The organism is Psychrobacillus psychrodurans, from assembly GCF_050209195.1.
Taxonomy (GTDB): Bacteria; Bacillota; Bacilli; order Bacillales_A; family Planococcaceae; genus Psychrobacillus; species Psychrobacillus psychrodurans.
The window spans coordinates 2,592,867-2,611,230 of record NZ_CP189791.1 but is presented as its reverse complement, the minus strand read 5'-3'; the positions used below and the strand labels follow the sequence as shown (position 1 = coordinate 2,611,230).

At 35.2% G+C, this 18,364-nt stretch carries 20 protein-coding genes; 18 read left to right on the top strand and 2 right to left on the bottom strand.

The window, feature by feature from the left end; all coding sequences use genetic code 11:
- Positions 1-86: 86 nt before the first annotated feature.
- On the bottom strand, positions 87-401 hold the full coding sequence (locus tag ACQCPR_RS12595) for a hypothetical protein (RefSeq protein WP_427137154.1): 315 nt from the start codon (positions 399-401) through the stop codon (positions 87-89).
- Between the two features lie 158 nt (positions 402-559).
- Here ACQCPR_RS12595 and ACQCPR_RS12590 point away from each other — a divergent pair, with 158 nt between their 5' ends.
- The 17 genes from ACQCPR_RS12590 to ACQCPR_RS12510 all read left to right on the top strand — a co-directional run bounded on the left by ACQCPR_RS12590 (position 560) and on the right by ACQCPR_RS12510 (position 14,533).
- On the top strand, positions 560-1,633 hold the full coding sequence (locus tag ACQCPR_RS12590; RefSeq protein ID WP_090564359.1) for a M42 family metallopeptidase: 1,074 nt from the start codon (positions 560-562) through the stop codon (positions 1,631-1,633).
- A 50-nt stretch (positions 1,634-1,683) separates the two neighbouring features.
- Complete coding sequence (locus ACQCPR_RS12585; protein WP_090564357.1) at positions 1,684-2,205, top strand: DUF84 family protein; 522 nt, start codon at positions 1,684-1,686, stop codon at positions 2,203-2,205.
- A gap of 63 nt (positions 2,206-2,268) precedes the next feature.
- Positions 2,269-2,781, top strand: coding sequence for a hypothetical protein (locus ACQCPR_RS12580; RefSeq protein WP_090564355.1), 513 nt, complete (start codon positions 2,269-2,271; stop codon positions 2,779-2,781).
- Positions 2,782-2,794: 13 nt separating this feature from the next.
- Positions 2,795-3,106 carry a thioredoxin family protein gene (locus ACQCPR_RS12575; protein WP_090564353.1) on the top strand — a complete coding sequence of 104 codons (312 nt, stop codon included), beginning with the start codon at positions 2,795-2,797 and terminating at the stop codon, positions 3,104-3,106.
- A gap of 56 nt (positions 3,107-3,162) precedes the next feature.
- On the top strand, positions 3,163-3,978 hold the full coding sequence (locus ACQCPR_RS12570) for a DUF1444 family protein (protein ID WP_090564351.1): 816 nt from the start codon (positions 3,163-3,165) through the stop codon (positions 3,976-3,978).
- Positions 3,975-4,580 carry a YtpR family tRNA-binding protein gene (gene ytpR, locus ACQCPR_RS12565; protein ID WP_427137153.1) on the top strand — a complete coding sequence of 202 codons (606 nt, stop codon included), beginning with the start codon at positions 3,975-3,977 and terminating at the stop codon, positions 4,578-4,580. The genes ACQCPR_RS12570 and ytpR overlap by 4 nt, the downstream gene beginning before the upstream one ends.
- 820 nt (positions 4,581-5,400) lie before the next feature.
- Positions 5,401-7,701 (top strand): DNA translocase FtsK, encoded by a 2,301-nt coding sequence (locus ACQCPR_RS12560; RefSeq protein ID WP_427137152.1) that lies wholly within the window; start codon positions 5,401-5,403, stop codon positions 7,699-7,701.
- Positions 7,702-8,076: 375 nt separating this feature from the next.
- Positions 8,077-9,378, top strand: coding sequence for a UDP-N-acetylmuramate--L-alanine ligase (gene murC, locus ACQCPR_RS12555; protein WP_427137151.1), 1,302 nt, complete (start codon positions 8,077-8,079; stop codon positions 9,376-9,378).
- Positions 9,379-9,520: 142 nt separating this feature from the next.
- Complete coding sequence (locus ACQCPR_RS12550; protein ID WP_090564341.1) at positions 9,521-9,985, top strand: DUF948 domain-containing protein; 465 nt, start codon at positions 9,521-9,523, stop codon at positions 9,983-9,985.
- 14 nt (positions 9,986-9,999) lie between these two features.
- Positions 10,000-10,572, top strand: coding sequence for a YtxH domain-containing protein (locus ACQCPR_RS12545; RefSeq protein ID WP_090564338.1), 573 nt, complete (start codon positions 10,000-10,002; stop codon positions 10,570-10,572).
- A gap of 120 nt (positions 10,573-10,692) precedes the next feature.
- Positions 10,693-11,139, top strand: coding sequence for an NUDIX hydrolase (locus ACQCPR_RS12540; protein ID WP_427137150.1), 447 nt, complete (start codon positions 10,693-10,695; stop codon positions 11,137-11,139).
- Positions 11,140-11,246: 107 nt separating this feature from the next.
- Positions 11,247-11,516, top strand: coding sequence for a hypothetical protein (locus tag ACQCPR_RS12535; RefSeq protein WP_090564334.1), 270 nt, complete (start codon positions 11,247-11,249; stop codon positions 11,514-11,516).
- 230 nt (positions 11,517-11,746) lie between these two features.
- The gene (locus ACQCPR_RS12530) at positions 11,747-12,397 is read left to right on the top strand and encodes an HAD family hydrolase (protein ID WP_427138945.1); all 651 of its coding nucleotides are present in this window, start codon (positions 11,747-11,749) and stop codon (positions 12,395-12,397) included.
- Positions 12,390-13,007 (top strand): NUDIX hydrolase, encoded by a 618-nt coding sequence (locus ACQCPR_RS12525; RefSeq protein WP_090564330.1) that lies wholly within the window; start codon positions 12,390-12,392, stop codon positions 13,005-13,007. Before ACQCPR_RS12530 ends, ACQCPR_RS12525 begins: the two co-directional genes overlap by 8 nt.
- A 38-nt stretch (positions 13,008-13,045) precedes the next feature.
- Positions 13,046-13,321, top strand: coding sequence for a histidine kinase (locus ACQCPR_RS12520; protein ID WP_090564329.1), 276 nt, complete (start codon positions 13,046-13,048; stop codon positions 13,319-13,321).
- A 23-nt stretch (positions 13,322-13,344) separates the two neighbouring features.
- Positions 13,345-14,001: a uridine kinase family protein gene (locus tag ACQCPR_RS12515; RefSeq protein ID WP_090564327.1), complete on the top strand. Its 657-nt coding sequence runs from the start codon at positions 13,345-13,347 to the stop codon at positions 13,999-14,001.
- A gap of 61 nt (positions 14,002-14,062) precedes the next feature.
- Positions 14,063-14,533, top strand: a complete 471-nt coding sequence (locus ACQCPR_RS12510; protein WP_427137149.1) for an NUDIX domain-containing protein — start codon at positions 14,063-14,065, stop codon at positions 14,531-14,533.
- A 379-nt stretch (positions 14,534-14,912) separates the two neighbouring features.
- Here ACQCPR_RS12510 and ACQCPR_RS12505 read toward each other — a convergent pair whose 3' ends face one another.
- Positions 14,913-17,048: a cell division protein FtsA gene (locus tag ACQCPR_RS12505; RefSeq protein WP_090564323.1), complete on the bottom strand. Its 2,136-nt coding sequence runs from the start codon at positions 17,046-17,048 to the stop codon at positions 14,913-14,915.
- Positions 17,049-17,213: 165 nt separating this feature from the next.
- On the opposite strand from ACQCPR_RS12505, the gene ACQCPR_RS12500 reads away from it, so the two are divergent.
- On the top strand, positions 17,214-18,299 hold the full coding sequence (locus tag ACQCPR_RS12500) for a bifunctional 3-deoxy-7-phosphoheptulonate synthase/chorismate mutase (RefSeq protein ID WP_090564321.1): 1,086 nt from the start codon (positions 17,214-17,216) through the stop codon (positions 18,297-18,299).
- Positions 18,300-18,364 lie beyond the last annotated feature (65 nt).

The following is an 18,364-nucleotide window of genomic DNA, read 5'->3' as shown; positions in this document are numbered from 1 at the left end:
CAAGCTAAATGGCAAGGATGTTTTAACTGAAATTTTCAAAAGACACAGAAAATGGTTTATCATGATGAACCACTCTTTTCCAAAGCTTAGATTTTCACCAAATCCACAACGGATCCTGTTTTTGCATCTGCAGCAAACTCAAATTGCTCAAGTTCACCGTTTTTTACACGAGAAATTCCACCTTTATAAACTTCCATACTAATGGCTGCTTTTTGAAATTTCTCAGGCGTCATATATATCCATGATCCATCAATTGGACCCTCTTGTTTAAAAGAATTTTTAATTTCGTTTAATACTAACTCTGCTGAACGATTGAAATCCATCTTATTTGTAGCTTTGCTTGCAATAACACCAATAACAATTCCAGTTCCAAGGCCCATCATATAATCCCTTAATTTCATTAGTATTCCTCCCTAACCTATTTTTTTTAGTGTATCATACATCTTCGTTACGATTAAATTTTTCGGTTTACGAAGTTTTATTGTAGTAAACCAAACAATATTTTATTACAATAGAAGGTGAAGATAATTATCTATATAGCTTTAGGAGGCTTTTTTATATGAATGAAGAAACGCGCTCACTATTTAAAACGTTGACAGAACTACCAGGAGCTCCTGGAAACGAATATGCTGTTCGTGCATTTATGCGCAACGAACTAACTAAATATTCAGATGAAATTGTACAAGATAATTTAGGCGGGATATTTGGGCTAAAAAAAGGGGATGAAAATGGACCGAAAATTTTAGTTGCAGGTCATATGGATGAAGTCGGATTCATGGTATCTGGTATAACTGATAATGGAATGATTCGTTTTCAACCATTAGGTGGTTGGTGGAGCCAGGTTTTACTTGCACAACGAGTAGAAGTTGTCACTAAAAATCAAACGATTCCTGGTGTAATTGGTTCTATTCCTCCACACTTGTTAAGTGATGAGCTTCGAAACAAACCGATGGATATAAAAAATATGCTAATTGATGTTGGAGCAGATGATAAAGAGGATGCTCTACGAATGGGTATTAAACCGGGTGACCAAATCTTGCCTGTTTGTCCTTTTACCCCAATGGCAAATGATAAAAAAATTATGGCAAAGGCTTGGGACAATCGTTATGGCTGTGGATTAGCAATTGAACTTTTAAAAGAAGTACAAAACGAGCAATTACCGAATATGCTTTATTCTGGTGCAAATGTTATGGAAGAAGTTGGTCTTAGAGGTGCACAAGCATCTGCAAACATGATTAATCCTGACTTATTCTTTGCTCTAGATGCAAGTCCTGCAAATGATGCTTCTGGTAACAAGAATGAATTTGGACAGCTAGGAAAAGGAGCACTTCTTCGAATTTTCGACCGTACAATGGTGACTCACCGTGGTATGCGTGAATTCGTCTTAGATACTGCAGAAACAAATAAAATTCCATATCAGTATTTCATCTCACAGGGTGGTACAGATGCTGGACGTGTTCATACATCAAATGAAGGTATTCCAAGTGCTGTAATTGGTATTTGCTCTCGCTATATTCATACTTCGGCATCTATTATTCATACAGATGATTACGCTGCAGCAAAAGAACTTATTCTTAAACTAGTTAAAACATGCGATCGTACAACTTTAGAGACAATTAAAGCGAACGTATAAAAAAGGATGCCTCTTGAGGCATCTTTTTCTCTAGAAAGAAGGGGTAATGTATGAAAATATTAATAGGTACAAATAATAGAGCTAAAACAAAAGCTGTTAAAGCGATTTCTAGTATTTATTATCCAAATGCTATATTTGAGAATATAGAAGTTCCATCTTTAGTTTCCGATCAACCGATGAGTCAAGAAGAGACTAGGCAAGGTGCTATTAACCGAGCTAAGCATCTGATGGTAGGTTCGGATGCATTGTTTGGGATCGGTTTAGAAGGTGGTGTTCAAGAAATAGATGACCAGCTGTACATTTGTAATTGGGGGGCACTGGTGACTCAAAATGGTGATGTTTTTACGGCAACTGGAGCCGGTATTCCATTGCCTAAGGAAATAGCGGAACAATTACTGGCTGGTGCGGAACTTGGACCTGTAATGGACGTCTTTACTAATAAGAACGAGATACGGCACGATGAGGGAGCAGTTGGTGTATTTTCAAATGGACTTGTTAATAGAAGTGCTATGTTTGAGCATATAATGTTATTATTGATTGGGCAATTTGAATTTTCCTATAAGCCCTTGTAGTTGAAATCGTACGTGATCACCGTTAAAATATATAGCAGTTATGCACTGAATGGAGGAAAGAGAATGACTCGAAAATGGATGCGATTATTTATCGCGTCAATAGCTGTCATTTTATTAGCTGGATGTTCTTCTTTAGAGGAACAAACTGCAGATGGACTTGAAAATGCAAAAGTAGCATTTCAGGGTGATGCAGAAAAACCAAATGAAAAAGTGAACGAAATGAATATATTTATACCTAGTGGTTTTTCAATAGAGGAAGAATCGGATGAGACGAATATAATTCTTTCGAAAGGAAAAGATTCATTTATTCTCTTCATTAATCCGAATGAATTACCGAGCAGTAAACTATATTATGATTTGATGTCGTCAGATAATAATCTAAAGGTTTTAGAAGAAAAAACATTTGAGCAAAACGGACGTTTTGGATTTGCTGCGGTTATTGAAAACAGTGAAGAAAAGTATGAGCTTATAACTAGTATTGGTGGTATTAAGCTAACAACTATTTCAGAGCAACAAGATATTGCAAATAATTTAGAGAAAATGATGTTAATTGTTCGCTCAATTCCAACAAACTAGAGGAGTGGTACATATGCAAAATCTAGCTTCAGTAGATCAATTCAGAGAACTAAAGCAACAAGGAAAAGTCGTATTTAAATTTACAGCTGACTGGTGTCCAGATTGTCATTTCATCGATCCTTTCATGGGAGAGATTGAGGAGAAATTTGGGGATATTACTTTTATTTCTGTAGACCGTGATCAGTTCATCGATTTATGTATCGAGCTTGATATATTTGGTATTCCTAGTTTTCTAGCATATGAAGATGGCGAAGAAAAAGGTCGATTTGTTAGTAAAGACCGTAAAACTAGAGAGGAAATTGAATCATTTCTTCAATCGATTTAATCCATCAAACGGTTCACCTAGTGGACCGTTTTGTTTATGAAAGGAAAAGATAATAGATGAAAGCACTTGAACTTGTAAGACTATTAAAAACTAAGCTTTCCGAAGATATATACACTTATGATTATAATAGAGAAACAAATAAGCTTAGATTGACTCATAAAGCAACAGGGAAAGGAATTGAAATTTCAATCCCTCCAATTTTAGCCAAATATGAAACGAAAAAAGAAGTGGCGATTAATGAAGTCGTATATACGATAAACGAAACTTTTCAAGCAATGGAAAAAGAAATGGCGGGAGAAATAGATCCATCATTATCTGTATATCCAGTTATCCGATCAACTTCTTTCCCACTTAAGTCTAATGAAGGTAATCGTTTTATCATAAAAGATCATACAGCAGAAACACGTATATACTATGCAGTCGATCTAGGAAGCACTTACCGGTTACTAGATGAAAAAATGTTAGCAGATTGGAAAGTAAGGGAGACGGAAGTCCGTGAACGAGCACTCTTCCAAGTTAGAAATTTAGAGAACCGCTTTAAAACCGACGAGGTGGCAGGTAATATTTTTTATTTCTTTAATAACAACGATGGATATGATGCAAGCCGTATACTGAACGAATCGCTATTAAAGGACATGAAAAAGAAAATTACCGGTGATATGACTATTTCTTTACCCCATCAAGATGTTATGATAATTGGTGATATTAGAAATGAAACAGGTTACGATGTTCTGGCGCAAATGACGATGCATTTCTTCACCGTAGGAACTGTGCCTATTACTTCATTATCTTTCATCTACGAAAATGGAGATTTAGAACCAATATTTATCATGGCGAAAAATCGAGTATCAAAGGAGAACGAAAACGAATGAATATTTTTTACAACAAACCTGGAGTTGGGGATGTCTTATTAATCCAATTAACACCTCAAAAAACAGAAAAAGTTATTACGGAAACCAAAGGTGATGTTACACAAGTAATAGATGTGAAAACTAACGAAGTATTGGCTATAAATATATTTGAATTTAGTAAATACAAAGTGTTGGATCTACAAGGTAATGTTCCTTTAACCACAGAAATAGTAGAAACTATCCAACAAATATTAGAGAAAAACGGTGCTTCTTTTACACTAGAAGTAGACCTATCTCCAAAGTTTGTAGTGGGTCACGTGGACTCATTAGAACAGCATCCAAATGCCGATAAGTTAAAAGTATGCCAAGTAAATGTTGGAGAATCGACTTTACAAATCGTATGCGGCGCTCCTAATGTAGAAGCGGGACAAAAAGTAGTAGTAGCTAAAGTGGGAGCAGTAATGCCATCAGGAATGGTTATTAAAGACGCTGAACTTAGAGGCGTTGCATCAAGTGGAATGTTATGTTCCGCACGAGAATTGGCAATTCCAGATGCACCAGAAGTAAAAGGAATTCTTATCCTAGACGAGCAAAAAGAAGTTGGAAGTGAATTTTTAGTTTAATGAATGAAAAGCATACCTCAGCGGTGTGCTTTTTTTGTTTATGAATAGAACAGAATATAAAATGTGCAGTAAAAACCGGGTTCTTGAAAAATAAAGAAATTATATTACCATTACGATTTTCGCGGTCGTTCCTCAATCTCCTCGCTTCACTGGTGGGTCTTCACTTAACACTAATCCCTCTAACGTCGCTTTGCGTTCCAGTCATCAATTCTATGAATATGCAGGGGCATCTAAAGACACTATTCTTTGCAGTTTCTCTATTCGATTCTACATATTTAATCTATGAATTAGTAAAGTAATTTGGTTGAATTATCCAATGCGCAAGTAAAATTTAATAGTCCGCCAGTAAATATAGGATTTGAACAAGTAAATCCTCCACGAACGCAAGTATTCAGCAGATGGGAGCAAGTAAGCAATTGGTGAGAGCAAGTAAAGAAAAATTTAGGTCAAATCATTCATTAACTATAAGGATGTCATTGCTTCTTGAGTCTATAAAATCAGTGTTTCTGGTATTTATCATATAAATTAGCGTTAGAGCGATCGAAATCGCATCTTCGTGCCGCCTGTTCTATAAATTGGAAGATCTTTTAGCCAGTTTTTCTCTCGGAATAGTACATGTCGGTTACAAGTGTTCGTATGTAATTTACTCGTGGAACGGTATATTTATCCATATATATTGAATTCCCAATACATAAGTGGCATTTTTCAATTGGTTAAATACCTAAAACACATGATTTTTTTCCCATTCTATCTTATAAATACAGACGAAACCTATTATTATTGGTAGAATAAGAGGTATCTTTTAGAAAGAGTGATGAATTTGAATTGGTTAAAAAAATTATTTGCATCAGATGAAATAGAATTTGAAGAGGAATATGAACAGCAGCAACAACAGCAACAACACAATGTACATTCTACAACGAAGAAAGCTCCTTTTCGTTTTCCGTTAATTTCAGATGAAGAAAAAAATGGAGCATTATCTGGTTATCCAAAGGAAGAAAAAATAGTTGAAACATATAAAGAGGAACCTTACTTCAAGGAACCCGAATATAAACCATTACATGCACAAAACTTATGGCAGCAACGTGCACAACCTACTGTTATACATCGTGCAGAGAAGAAAAAAGTGGAAGAAGTTCCAGCTATAAATCGAAAGAAAAGAGCATTCACACCTACCGAAGTTCCTTCACCGATTTATGGGTTCTCTAAAGCAGTAATAGAAAATAAAGAAAAAGAACAAGAGATTATAGAAGAATCAGAACCAAAAAACGAACCAGTAATTTCGGAAGTATTAAATAAACCAGAACCTATTGATCCAGAACCAGAAGTGATTGCTGCTGAAGAATTATTGTATGTATCTGAACTCGAAGAAAAGGTTGATGTAGTAGAAGAGGATGTGCCAGTCACCGAGTTAGTAGAAGTTGTACAAGCTGAAGTAGCGGTAACGGAAGCATTAGAAAAAAATGAAACTGTGCCTAATACGGAGTACTTAGAAACTGAAAAACCTTTAAAAGAAAACATTAGACCTTTTAATGTTCTAATGTTGAAATCAGATAAAAGTAAAATGAATAGAATAGATACTATGAACAAAATATCCCCTGTAGCTAATAAGGCGGTTACTACAACAGCGTCAACAATTCCGAGGGAACAAAAACAAGTAATGAATCAAGAATTAAAGTCAAAAATAGTAGAAGAGCAAGAAGAGGTCCAAACTAATTATGTAAGACCTTCTTTTAGTCATTTACTTCCTCCTGAAATGAATGTGGAGGATAGAGAATGGATGGAGGAGCAAGCATTTACATTAGTTGATGCGCTATCTCATTTTCAAGTTGCGGGTGAAATTGTTCAAATGGTACAGGGACCAGCAGTCACACAGTTTGAAATCACGGTTGGTCAGGGAACAAAAGTAAGTAAAATACGTAACTTAGCAGACGATCTCAAACTTGCATTAGCAGCAAAAGATATTCGTATTCAAGCTCCAATTCCAGGGAAGAGCTCTATTGGAATTGAAATACCAAACAGGAATTCTCGTGCAGTTCGTTTATCTGAAGTTATAAATACAGATATATTTTTACATTCAGAGTCCCCGTTAGAAGCAGCCTTGGGATTGGATTTAACAGGTAAACCAGTCACTCTTGATTTACGTAAAATGCCTCATGGACTTATTGCAGGAGCAACAGGGTCTGGGAAATCTGTATTTATTAACTCATTATTAGTAAGTCTGTTGTATAAAGCAACGCCAGATGAAGTAAAATTATTACTAATCGATCCTAAAATGGTGGAGCTCGCACCGTTCAATCACATTCCACATCTTGTCAGTCCAGTGATTACGGATGTAAAAGCCGCAACTGCTGCGTTAAAATGGGCAGTGGAAGAAATGGAACGACGCTATCAATTGTTTGCACATATTGGGGTACGAGATATTACTAGATATAATACACTTGCGACAGAAAAGCGACAGTTTGCACAAAAGCTCCCATATATCGTCATTGTTATAGATGAGCTTGCAGATTTAATGATGATGGCACCAACGGAAGTAGAAGATGCTATTTGCCGAATTGCACAAAAAGCAAGAGCATGTGGGATACATTTAGTATTAGCTACACAACGTCCTTCTGTAGACGTTATTACTGGGTTGATCAAAGCTAATATACCTACTCGAATTGCATTCTCTGTATCATCACAAATTGATTCGCGTACAATTCTAGACCAGCAAGGTGCGGAACGTTTACTTGGAAAAGGAGATATGCTTTATCAAGGGAATGGCATGTCTAGCCCAGTACGTATCCAGGGAACCTATGTCTCTGATGATGAAATTGAGAGTGTTATTGAATATGCTAGAAGTCAAGGCAATCCTGACTATATGTTTGAACAAGAGGAACTTCTACAAAAAGAAATCACTTCAGAGCAAGATGATTTATTCGAAGAGGCTTGTCGTTTTATCGTAGAACAAGGTACTGCTTCCACTTCGTTATTACAACGTAAGTTTCACCTTGGATATAACCGAGCAGCACGCTTGATAGATGCTATGTATGAGAATGGATATATTACAGAGCAAAAAGGAAGTAAAGCAAGAGATGTATTGTTAACGAGTGATACTTTAGATGAAATTTTTAGTTAATAATGTTATCTCGAATAAGATTTCCACTTCAAGGTATGTCAATTTACAAAGTGAAAGTAAAAGTCCAACTGACTGTAAAAGTCCGATATAGAGCATAAACAAAATGCACCACACACCGTGTGGTTTCTTCAATGTTTATTGCATACAGCGCATAACGGGTCAATAGAATGTTGGTCACTTAGGGTATTGACAGGACGCGGCGTTTTTTGCTTAATTTCCATATTCAATCAGTGGGGTTAAAGAACAACCCACTAACAGAAGTTTCACTTTTTTAAAGGTTTATACGAATAAGTGGTATAATAATGAATACGTCTAAATAGGCGCATGTAGTATTTAATGTATATAAGTGGGGCTAATCCCAGGAGGTTTCTACGTATGACAAAGTACCATTTTACAGGCATTAAGGGGTCTGGAATGAGTCCATTAGCGCAAATCTTACACGATACAGGCTATGAAGTTCAAGGTTCTGATATTGAAAAGTATTTTTTTACTGAAAAACCATTACATGATCGAAATATAGAAATATTATTATTCGATGAATTGAATATTAAAGAGGGTATGACTATTATTGCTGGAAATGCGTTTCCCGATAGCCATCCCGAACTAGTCAAAGCTAGAGAGCTTGGCTTAGAGATAATTCGTTATCATGACTTCTTAGGGAATTATATGAGTCAGTTTACCTCTGTAGCAGTTACAGGAGCTCATGGTAAAACATCTACTACTGGTTTGTTATCTCATGTATTAAGTGGATACGAACCTACATCCTATTTAATCGGGGATGGTACCGGAAAAGGTATGTTAAATGCCTCTAACTTCGTGTTCGAGGCTTGTGAATATCGCCGTCATTTTTTAGCGTACAATCCGGACTATGCAATAATGACCAATGTTGATTTTGATCATCCAGATTATTTCCATGATATTGATGACGTATTTCAGGCATTTCAGTCAATGGCGATGCAGGTGAAAAAAGGTATTTTTGCTTGTGGGGACGACAAATACTTACAACAGATAAAATCGGAAGTTCCTGTCGTTTATTATGGTTTTGGAGAACATAATGATTTTGCTGCACGCAATATCGAAATTACACCAAAAGGTACATCTTTTGATGTATTTGTACGCAACGAATTTTATGATCGCTTCTCCATTCCGTTATTCGGTGACCACACTATATTAAATGCTCTAGCAGTTATCTCTCTTTGCCATTACGAAGGAGTTCCTGCAGATACTATCCAAAAAGGTTTAGAAACCTTTGAAGGGGTCAAAAGAAGGTTTACGGAGACGATAGTGGGTAATGATATTATCATTGATGATTATGCTCATCATCCTACAGAAATAAAAGCAACTATTCAATCTGCTAGACAAAAGTATCCAACTCATCAAATTATTGCGATTTTCCAACCACATACTTTTACAAGAACTCAAAAGTTTTTACAAGAATTCAGTGAGGCATTGAGTTTGGCGGATCGGGTCTATTTATGTGATATTTTTGGATCTGCGAGAGAGAATGTAGGGAATTTAACAATTTCAACACTAGGAGATATTATCGAAGGTAGCCATATTCTAACAGAAGAAAATGTAGAGGATTTGCAGACAAAGGAGCATTCAGTTTTCTTATTTATGGGAGCTGGAGACGTTCAAAAATATCAACAAGCTTTTGAAGCAAAGTTAAATAAATAATAAAAAAGCTTAATCTATTTGGATTAAGCTTTTTTTTGAAGGATATTTAAAAGAAAAGTAGTATAGTATAGGTAGGAAGTTTAATTTGATTTGATTAGGGTAAAATTGTATTAAGACATATAAGTTTTTAGGAGGATGTACAATGGAAAATCTTTTATACATAGCCGCTATTATAGCCGCTGTTGCATTTCTAATACTTTGTATTAGTTTAGCAATGACATTATTTTCAGTTAAGAAAACACTTAATAATGTAGCGGGCACATTAGATGGGTTAGAAACAAATCTACAAAACATGACAAAGGAAACAGCTGAACTTCTTCATAAAACAAATGATTTAGCAGAAGATATACAAGCTAAATCGGAGAAGTTAAATACAGTAGTCGATGCAGTTAAAAATGTAGGAACTTCTGTAAATGGATTTAATCATTCTATTCAACGTTTAACAACTTCTGTAACCTCTGAAGTTGAGAAAAATGAAGAAAAAATTGCCCAGGTTGTCCAATGGAGTAACGTTCTATTAGGTGTTCGCGACAAATGGAGAGAACGTAAAGCGTTAGAACGTGCTGGATATTATACCTATGAAAACGACAACCATAAACCACTATAATCGGAGGGATTTACATGACAAATCAAAAACAAACTAAACCTAATTACAATGAAGCAACTTATAATCATGAATATTATGCAAACCAATCATCTTATAATCAGCAAGGTCAATCGCATTATCCACCGGTACCATATTACAACAGTGATTCACGAGAGGATATTTACCGTGAAGAAGAAGTAAATGGTAAAGATTTTATCATCGGTGTGTTAATAGGTGGTATTATTGGTGCAACCACTGCATTATTACTAGCACCAAAAACAGGAACAGAGCTTCGTGGAAACCTTTCTACACAGGCTAGTCAGCTTAAAGAAAAAACGATGGACTTTTCAACAACTGCAAAAGAAAAAACAACTCAACTTTCTAAGCAAATTCAAGAGCAATCTGGACAATTAGTTGATAAAGTAAAAGCCATTAAACCAACTGCCTCTTCACCACTAGATGACGGTACCGCTTCGTCTGAAGGAGAAGAACCAATGGAATTTATGGAAACAATCTCTCATACAACAGAGGAATTAACGGAACAAGAAGAAAATGCAACAGCAATTGCAGAGGCTATCAAAGAAGCGGTTGCTGAAGAAAAAAAGTAATTCAATAGAAAGTAAAAAGCATTGCGTAAGCAGTGCTTTTTTGTTTTCTAAAAATTCAAGAGGTAATTTCCTTCATAATAGAGAATTTATGTATGAGACAATCATTATAGGGGGGAAGTTATGGGTTATATTGAGGATTTACGAAAAAGTGTCGGCAATCATCCTTTAATCTTAGTGGGAGTTGCAGTTGCAGTAATGAATGAAAGAGGAGGATTGCTGTTACAAAAGCGTAGTGATGGTATATGGGGTATTCCCGGAGGGTTTATGGAATTAGGAGAATCTACAGAAGAGACTGGTAGAAGAGAGGTTTTAGAAGAAACTGGAATAGAAATTGGTAAACTTGAATTGGTTGGTGTTTTTTCTGGGAAACAGTATTTTGTTAAATTACCAAATGGAGATGAATTCTACCCCATTACAATCGCTTACGTTTCTAAAGAAATTACTGGTGGTGTTCTTAAGGCTGATGGTCAAGAGACAATAGAGGCTAAGTTTTTTACCATAAATGAGTTACCAGAGGGACTTAATCCTCTTATTAAAAATCTTCTCAGGAAATACCTTTCTTTATAAAGTAGTCAGGCACAAGGCTACGGCCACAAGTAAAATACTTTCACGAAAAAATGCTTTTTGCATAAAATAGAGTGAAAATGATATTAATTTACTGGGGGGTTATTGAATTGAACAAAAACAATTTCAATTTTGAACAAGATAATTCGGACCTCCAATCAGACAGTCAAGCCGCTAAAATCGCTGTAATTGCAGGAGCGATAAGTACGTTTGGCGATGCACTTGCCACTTTGTCTGCGATTCTTGCTATAGAAGAAGAACGACAAGAAAAAAATGGTTCTAGTGATAATAGAAATTTACAGAAACAGATTGATAATCTAACTTATGAAATCCAAAAAATAAAAAACCAGATAAGTAGTCAGAATCGATACTATCTATAGTAGTAATCCAATTTGTTTTAACCTTTTGGCAGTACACTGATTGGATATTATACAGTACTAGGGAATTTCACAGCGCTTACATACTTCATTTATTGCATGTATAAGTATGTAAGCACAAAATCATTTTACATAGTATTCAAATAATAAAAGAAAGTTTATTGAAAGTATAGTAAAATTTGTTTATAAGGTTCAATCGAAATCACGAATCGTTTTACTAAGATAGGAGACTAATTATGAGAGCCATTATATTTGATTTTGATGGGACATTGGCTAATACTTTGCCCATTTGTTTTTGTGCTTTTAAAAATGTGTTTACAGAATATGATAATAAGGATCTTAGCTCTGAAGAAATAAAGGATATGTTTGGTCCATCCGAAACAGGTATTATTAGAAACAATTTATCGAATCCTAAAAAGGAAATGGCAATCGAATATTATTATGAAAAGTATTCTGAACATCATAAAAGTTTAGTAGAGGTTGATCCTGAAATTTTAGAGTTGTTAAGGTACTTGAAAGAGATGGATATAAAAATAGGGATTTTTACTGGCAAGGCAAAAAGAAGCTTAGATATCTCTTTAAAAGTATTAGAAATGGATGGTATGTTTGACGTTATAATAACAGGTGATGATGTTACAAATCCGAAGCCTGATTCAGAGGGATTACTAAAGGCTTTATCTCTATTAGAAGTTAATAATTCGGATGCAATATATATTGGAGATAGTGATGCAGATGTGATTGCGGGAGTACAAGCTAATGTATTTACAATTGGTGTGCAATGGTTACCAGAGTACCAAACAGCTACATTTAAGGAAACACCAAATTTACTTATAAAAAGTGTAAAGGAATTTAAAAGTTTCTTCAAGGTAGTGACCAATGAGTAAAAAGTGGTTAGAGTGGGCAAAAAGAATACAAGCTTTATCACAGTCTGGATTAGCCTTTTCTAAAGATGTTTACGATTTAGAACGGTATGAAGAATTACGTAATATTAGTATAGAGATAATGGCAGAACATACGGCACTAGAAATGGATAAAATTAGAGATATATTTGCTAATGAAACTGGTTATCAAACTCCAAAAGTCGATGTTCGTGGCGTGGTTTTTAAAAGTAATGAGATTTTAATGGTCAAAGAAAATATAGATGATAAATGGGCTTTGCCAGGTGGCTTTTGTGACATAGGACTGTCCCCCTCTGAGAATGTTGTAAAGGAAATAAAAGAGGAATCTGGCTTTGATGTTGTACCTATAAGGTTAATTGCTCTATTGGATAAAAATAAACATCCACATCCACCAGAAGCTTATCACTATTATAAGATATTTATATTGTGTGAAATTATTGGAGGAAAACCTACTATAGGTATTGAAACGAATAATATTAAGTTTTTTTCCGAAGATAATTTACCGCAGCTTTCTACAAATAGGAATACGGAGTCACAAATAAAAACACTCTTTGAATTCTTGAGGAACCCTGAAAAAGAAACGATATTCGATTAAAGTAAGGAGCGAGTACATATGAAAGTGAGGTTGATTTAATGAAAAGATATTTAGGCTTGATTTCGTTGTTGTTGATCATTTCTTTTATCTTTTTAGGTTTTATTTTCCCTCAAGTATTGCATCCCTTACCTGAGTCATTGGATATTTGGCTGTTGTTACTATTATTATTTGGGTCATTTTTCGCTGCACTTTTTAGTGTGAAAGGGCGTTTAAAAACAATCACATTACTTATTTCTTCACTTGGTATGTTAGGTTTATTGGTCTTAACTATTTTCGCAATTGGTATGATATTGTTTGGTAATTTTGGTACATAGACAACAGAGTAAAAGGGGAAAATATGGATAAAATATTTCATGAAATAGCTAATTGGATTACAACAAAGGACAAAAGAGTCACGCTTGGAATCTCGGGTCATGGTGCATCTGGAAAGTCAACGTTTTCTAATAATCTTATGAAGATTTTGGGGCAGGACTGTGTGAATTATATCAATACAGATCCTTACATTATCAGTTCTAATCTTAGAAAGTACGCTTTTATCGATTATGAATATAAGAACCAACATTATCATGATAAAATTACAGCTTGTCATCCTGCCGCTCATAATATATTAGCTTTGGAGAGAGATATTCATATGATGAGAGATGGTTTAGACGTTTATACAATAGGTACGAGTTACTCAAAGAGCACATTACTTTCTTCGCAAAACAAGATTAATATTGTAGAAGGCATGAGCGTCGCATTTACTAATCCTGATCTGTATGATCTAAAAGTGTACTTATATACGGATGGTGAAACCGAATTAATGAGAAGGAGTATACGTGATGTTTCTGAAAGAGGAACAGATATAAATTATTTAAGAAAATCTCATGAAATGCGGACAATTCAATATGAATTATTCATGCATCCTTATCATAAAAACTTTGATATAGTTTTTAAAAATTCCAATGAAGAGTATATCCTTGAAAAAGATTTTTTCAATTTATTTGAGAAGTAAGCTGTATTGTCGGTGGGGTTACCAGTCAGGGAAAGCATATTTAATACGAGGAGAGAAATCATTGCAAAATACATTTCATCATTTAGCTAGGGGAATCTGTATAAAGGATAATAAAGTTCTACTTGCACAAGCGACTGGATATACAAATACCTTCTTACCTGGTGGACACATTGAATTCGGTGAAAGTGCAAAGGATGCTCTAAGTAGAGAGATAGAGGAAGAATTAGGTATAACCTCTAGAATAGGTAGACTGCTTGGATTAGTAGAACATAAATGGGAGAAAAAAGGCATATTAAATTGTGAAATAAATCAAGTATTTGAGGTCGAAAGCGATGAATTTGTAGCAAATATCAACCCAAAGTCAATTGAATCTCATCTTAATTTCTTTTGGTGTAATGCTGATGAGTTGAGTATTATAAACTTACAACCTTATCCGCTTAGTAATCTAATAAAAAAATATTTAGACGGAAATAAGGAAATCTGGTGGGAAAGTACATTAAACGCAGAAATTGATGATTCAAATAGGAACTAATATTTCCTTTTTCGTTAAATGTAATAAAAATCAATAAAAGAGTTCAATTCATGAATTAGGGGCTGTTTGTGTGATTAATTTATAAATGGTATTTTATTGAATTTATTTTATAATTACTTGATGCATTAAAAAATGAATGTCTACGTGATATCACGTAGACATTCATTTTTTTTAAAAAGTCGATTTTGTTGATTGGAGCGGAAGGCGGCGACTCTAGCGGGAATAGCATGCGTTGAAGCCCCGCAGGAACGCAGTGACGAGGAGATTGAAGCCATGCCCGCGGAAAGCGTCCGCCTGGAGCAGAAATCAACGTTTTTATGATTTCACTAACTAATGAATATACTTTTATGAAAATAATTCTATTACTCTTTATATTAATTCATCCAAACACAATCTCTAGTTGATCTCCGCCGAATATTTCTTCATCGAATCGTGAAGGCTGTCCGTTTTTTAATATTTGGAAGGAACCAGCTTGTGTAGGCATATTCCATTCTGTAAAACGAAAAACGTCTTGAAAAATCCAAGGAGTACTATTTACTTCTTGCCATTGAATGTTTGATTCATTAGGAATAATATCAGTGGAAGTCAATTGTACGTTGTCCTTATGGACAATTGCACATTCTTTCGAAAGTTCCACCGGATTGTTTTGGAACACAACATTTATTTGATCAACTAATTTCTTATCAAGCTGATGTGTAAGTTGTTCTAACGTTGGAGAACCAGAAGTTTCCAGTTGTATAATGTCATTCTCTTGAACAGGATAAGATAGTTTTGCCGGACTCCCATTTAGGAATAATCTTGCTGAAAGCGTCGGGATAAAATGGTTTTTATTATTTATCGTAACTGTAAAAGGTTGAAGCTGAGTCAAGAAATTTTCTTTATGAATAGCATACATAACTTGTTCTATTGTTTGCGGAGTCTCTACGGTAATTTTGTCATTCTCTTGCAACACAGTGTCTAAAGATACCTTTTGGCCATTTAGTTTAACTGTCGGTTCTACTATATACATAACCCCTTGGAATGTAATAGATTTAATAGTCGCATCGTCCAATAGATCTCGCACTGTAGCAAATCCTTCTTTACCATCAATTCCCTCTAACAATTCAACTTTATCATTATTTTGAATTAATGATTTTGTATTAGCTTCAATACCATTCAGTTGGATAACAGCTGGTTTTCCATGCTCTCCTGGAATATGAATGATTTGACCATTCACTTGAACGGTTAAAGCTGCTCCAGGTTTTCCATAGAGTTTACGAGCAGAAATATTAGCTGCTAAAAATGCATCGGCAATAGTCATTTCTTTTAGTTCAAATAAACGAACAATTTGATTGTTTACTTGCACGGACATGTATTGAATAGGTGCCCGTTTTGCAGCAATAGCAATGCCGATAGGGGTTACCAACTCAGGAGTAATTGGGATATGCTCAGCCTTTGTTAAGTTTTGAATCGCATCTATACCACGGACCGCTACCCGATTGGCAGGTAAATTTAGCTTCTCAGCTAAAATACTTGGAAGGTTTGGTGTCAAGCTTCCTCCACCGACTAGCATAACTGCCTTCGTAGGTTTGCTATTATTCAGCCGAAGAATTTCACTTGAGATAGAACTAGCTAAAATATCTACTGCAGGCTTAAGCGCCTCAATAACTTCTTCTTTCGGGATATCCTGCTGGAAGCCTAAGATATCTTGAATTTGGATAGTATCCTCCGTATTAATCCTTCTTTTTGCTTCTTCGGCTAATGGGAAGTCTAATAAGTAATGATCACTCAAAGCTTCAGTAATTTCATCACCAGCTGTTGCTACCATTCCGTAGGCGACTACAGTTCCTAAATCTGTGATAGCAATATCGGAAGTTCCAGCTCCAATATCCACTAATGCTACGTTTAATCTTCGCATTGAAGGGGGAATTAACACATTAATCGCAGCAATTGGTTCAAGTGTTAATGCTTCCATCTCTAAGTTAGCACGTTTTAATGCCGAAAGAAGAGATTCTACTACAACACGTGGTAGAAAAGTAGCGATAACTTCTATAGAAGCTTCGTTTCCTTGTTGATCAACTAAACTACCTATTTCTTCCCCATCTAATCTATAATAGACAACACTGTATCCAACACAATAATAATGATTAGTATGCTTGTCTGTATCATTTTGAATTAAATTGCTTTGTGCTTTTTGCACTGCTGATAGCTCAAGCCGATTCATATCATCTTCTGAAAAAATAGGTCTATTTTTAATATCCATTATTACTTCTGCCTGCTCTGTTTTCAGTGCTCTTCCAGCAGCAGCCACACTAACTTTTTCAAGTTTTCCATGCTTTTGTTCTAGCTTTTCTTTAACGGATTGAATTATCTCAGCCACTTTTAGTACATTATGTATTTGACCGTCGACCATAGCGCGTTCTTTATGTTCTTCTACTAAAATATCAACTACATGAAAAGAATCCCCATGTTCTTCTAAAATGATGCCTACTACAGATCTTGTACCAATATCTAATGCAAATAATTTAGATGTCAATTTCCCACGTCCTTTTTTAGACAAATACTTTAGCGAGTTGAATCGCTAAAATAAAATGCGTGACATTTTCTCATGCATTGATTATAATATGTCTTATATCTAAAAATGTATCATAATTTTCTGTCGTTATAAAGTACCGATGGAAAGAAGAGAGGAGAATTATCTATGAGTCATGTAGATTTAGACGCTTTACGCGCACGTGTTGATGAGATTAACGTAGAAATTTTACAGTTAATCAACGAAAGAACTGGTGTTATTCAAGAGATTGGTAAAGTAAAAGAAAAACAAGGTGTTAATAGATATGATCCTCTTCGCGAAAGACATATGTTAGACCACTTGAAAGAAAATAACGCTGGACCACTTCCACAATCAACGGTTGAGCATATTTTTAAAGAAATTTTCAAAACTGCTTTGGAATTACAAGTGGATGACCAAAAGAAAGCACTTCTTGTTTCTCGTAAAAGAAAACCAGAAGACACAATAGTTAATATTAATGGGGAACAAATTGGTACAGGAACACCTTCATTTGTATTTGGTCCTTGTTCAGTTGAATCCTATACTCAAGTAGCAGAGGTAGCAGCAGCTATCCAGTCTAAAGGGTTAAAACTAATTCGAGGTGGAGCATATAAGCCACGTACCTCTCCTTATGATTTCCAAGGACTAGGATTAGAAGGTCTAAAAATATTGAAGAGAATTTCAAAAGAATTTGGTTTGTCTACAGTTTCTGAGATTGTAACGCCAAGTCACTTAGATGAAGCACTAGATTATATTGATGTAGTACAAATAGGTGCTCGGAACATGCAAAACTTTGAATTACTAAAAGCAGTTGGATCTATCAATAAACCAGTCCTTTTAAAACGAGGGATGGCTGCTACATTAGATGAATTCATCCATGCAGCAGAGTACATTATGTCGCAGGGGAACGACCAAATTATCCTATGTGAACGTGGTATTCGTACGTATGAACGAGCAACTCGAAACACATTAGATATTTCAGCTGTCCCAATTCTAAAACAAGAAACACATTTACCGGTATTTGTAGATGTAACGCATTCAACTGGACGCCGTGATATTCTACTGCCCGCTGCAAAAGCTGCAATTGCAATTGGAGCAGACGGAGTGATGGCAGAAGTACATCCAGATCCAGCGGTAGCGCTATCGGATGCTGCACAACAAATGAACTTGCAGCAATTTGATGAGTTTTATGATTCTGTACAAAAATTCTTGAAAAGTCACGAGATTCATGCCTAGTTAGTGAAAAAATTCACAAAACCGACTCTTATTTTAGGGTCGGTTTTACTATTTGATTGAAAGTT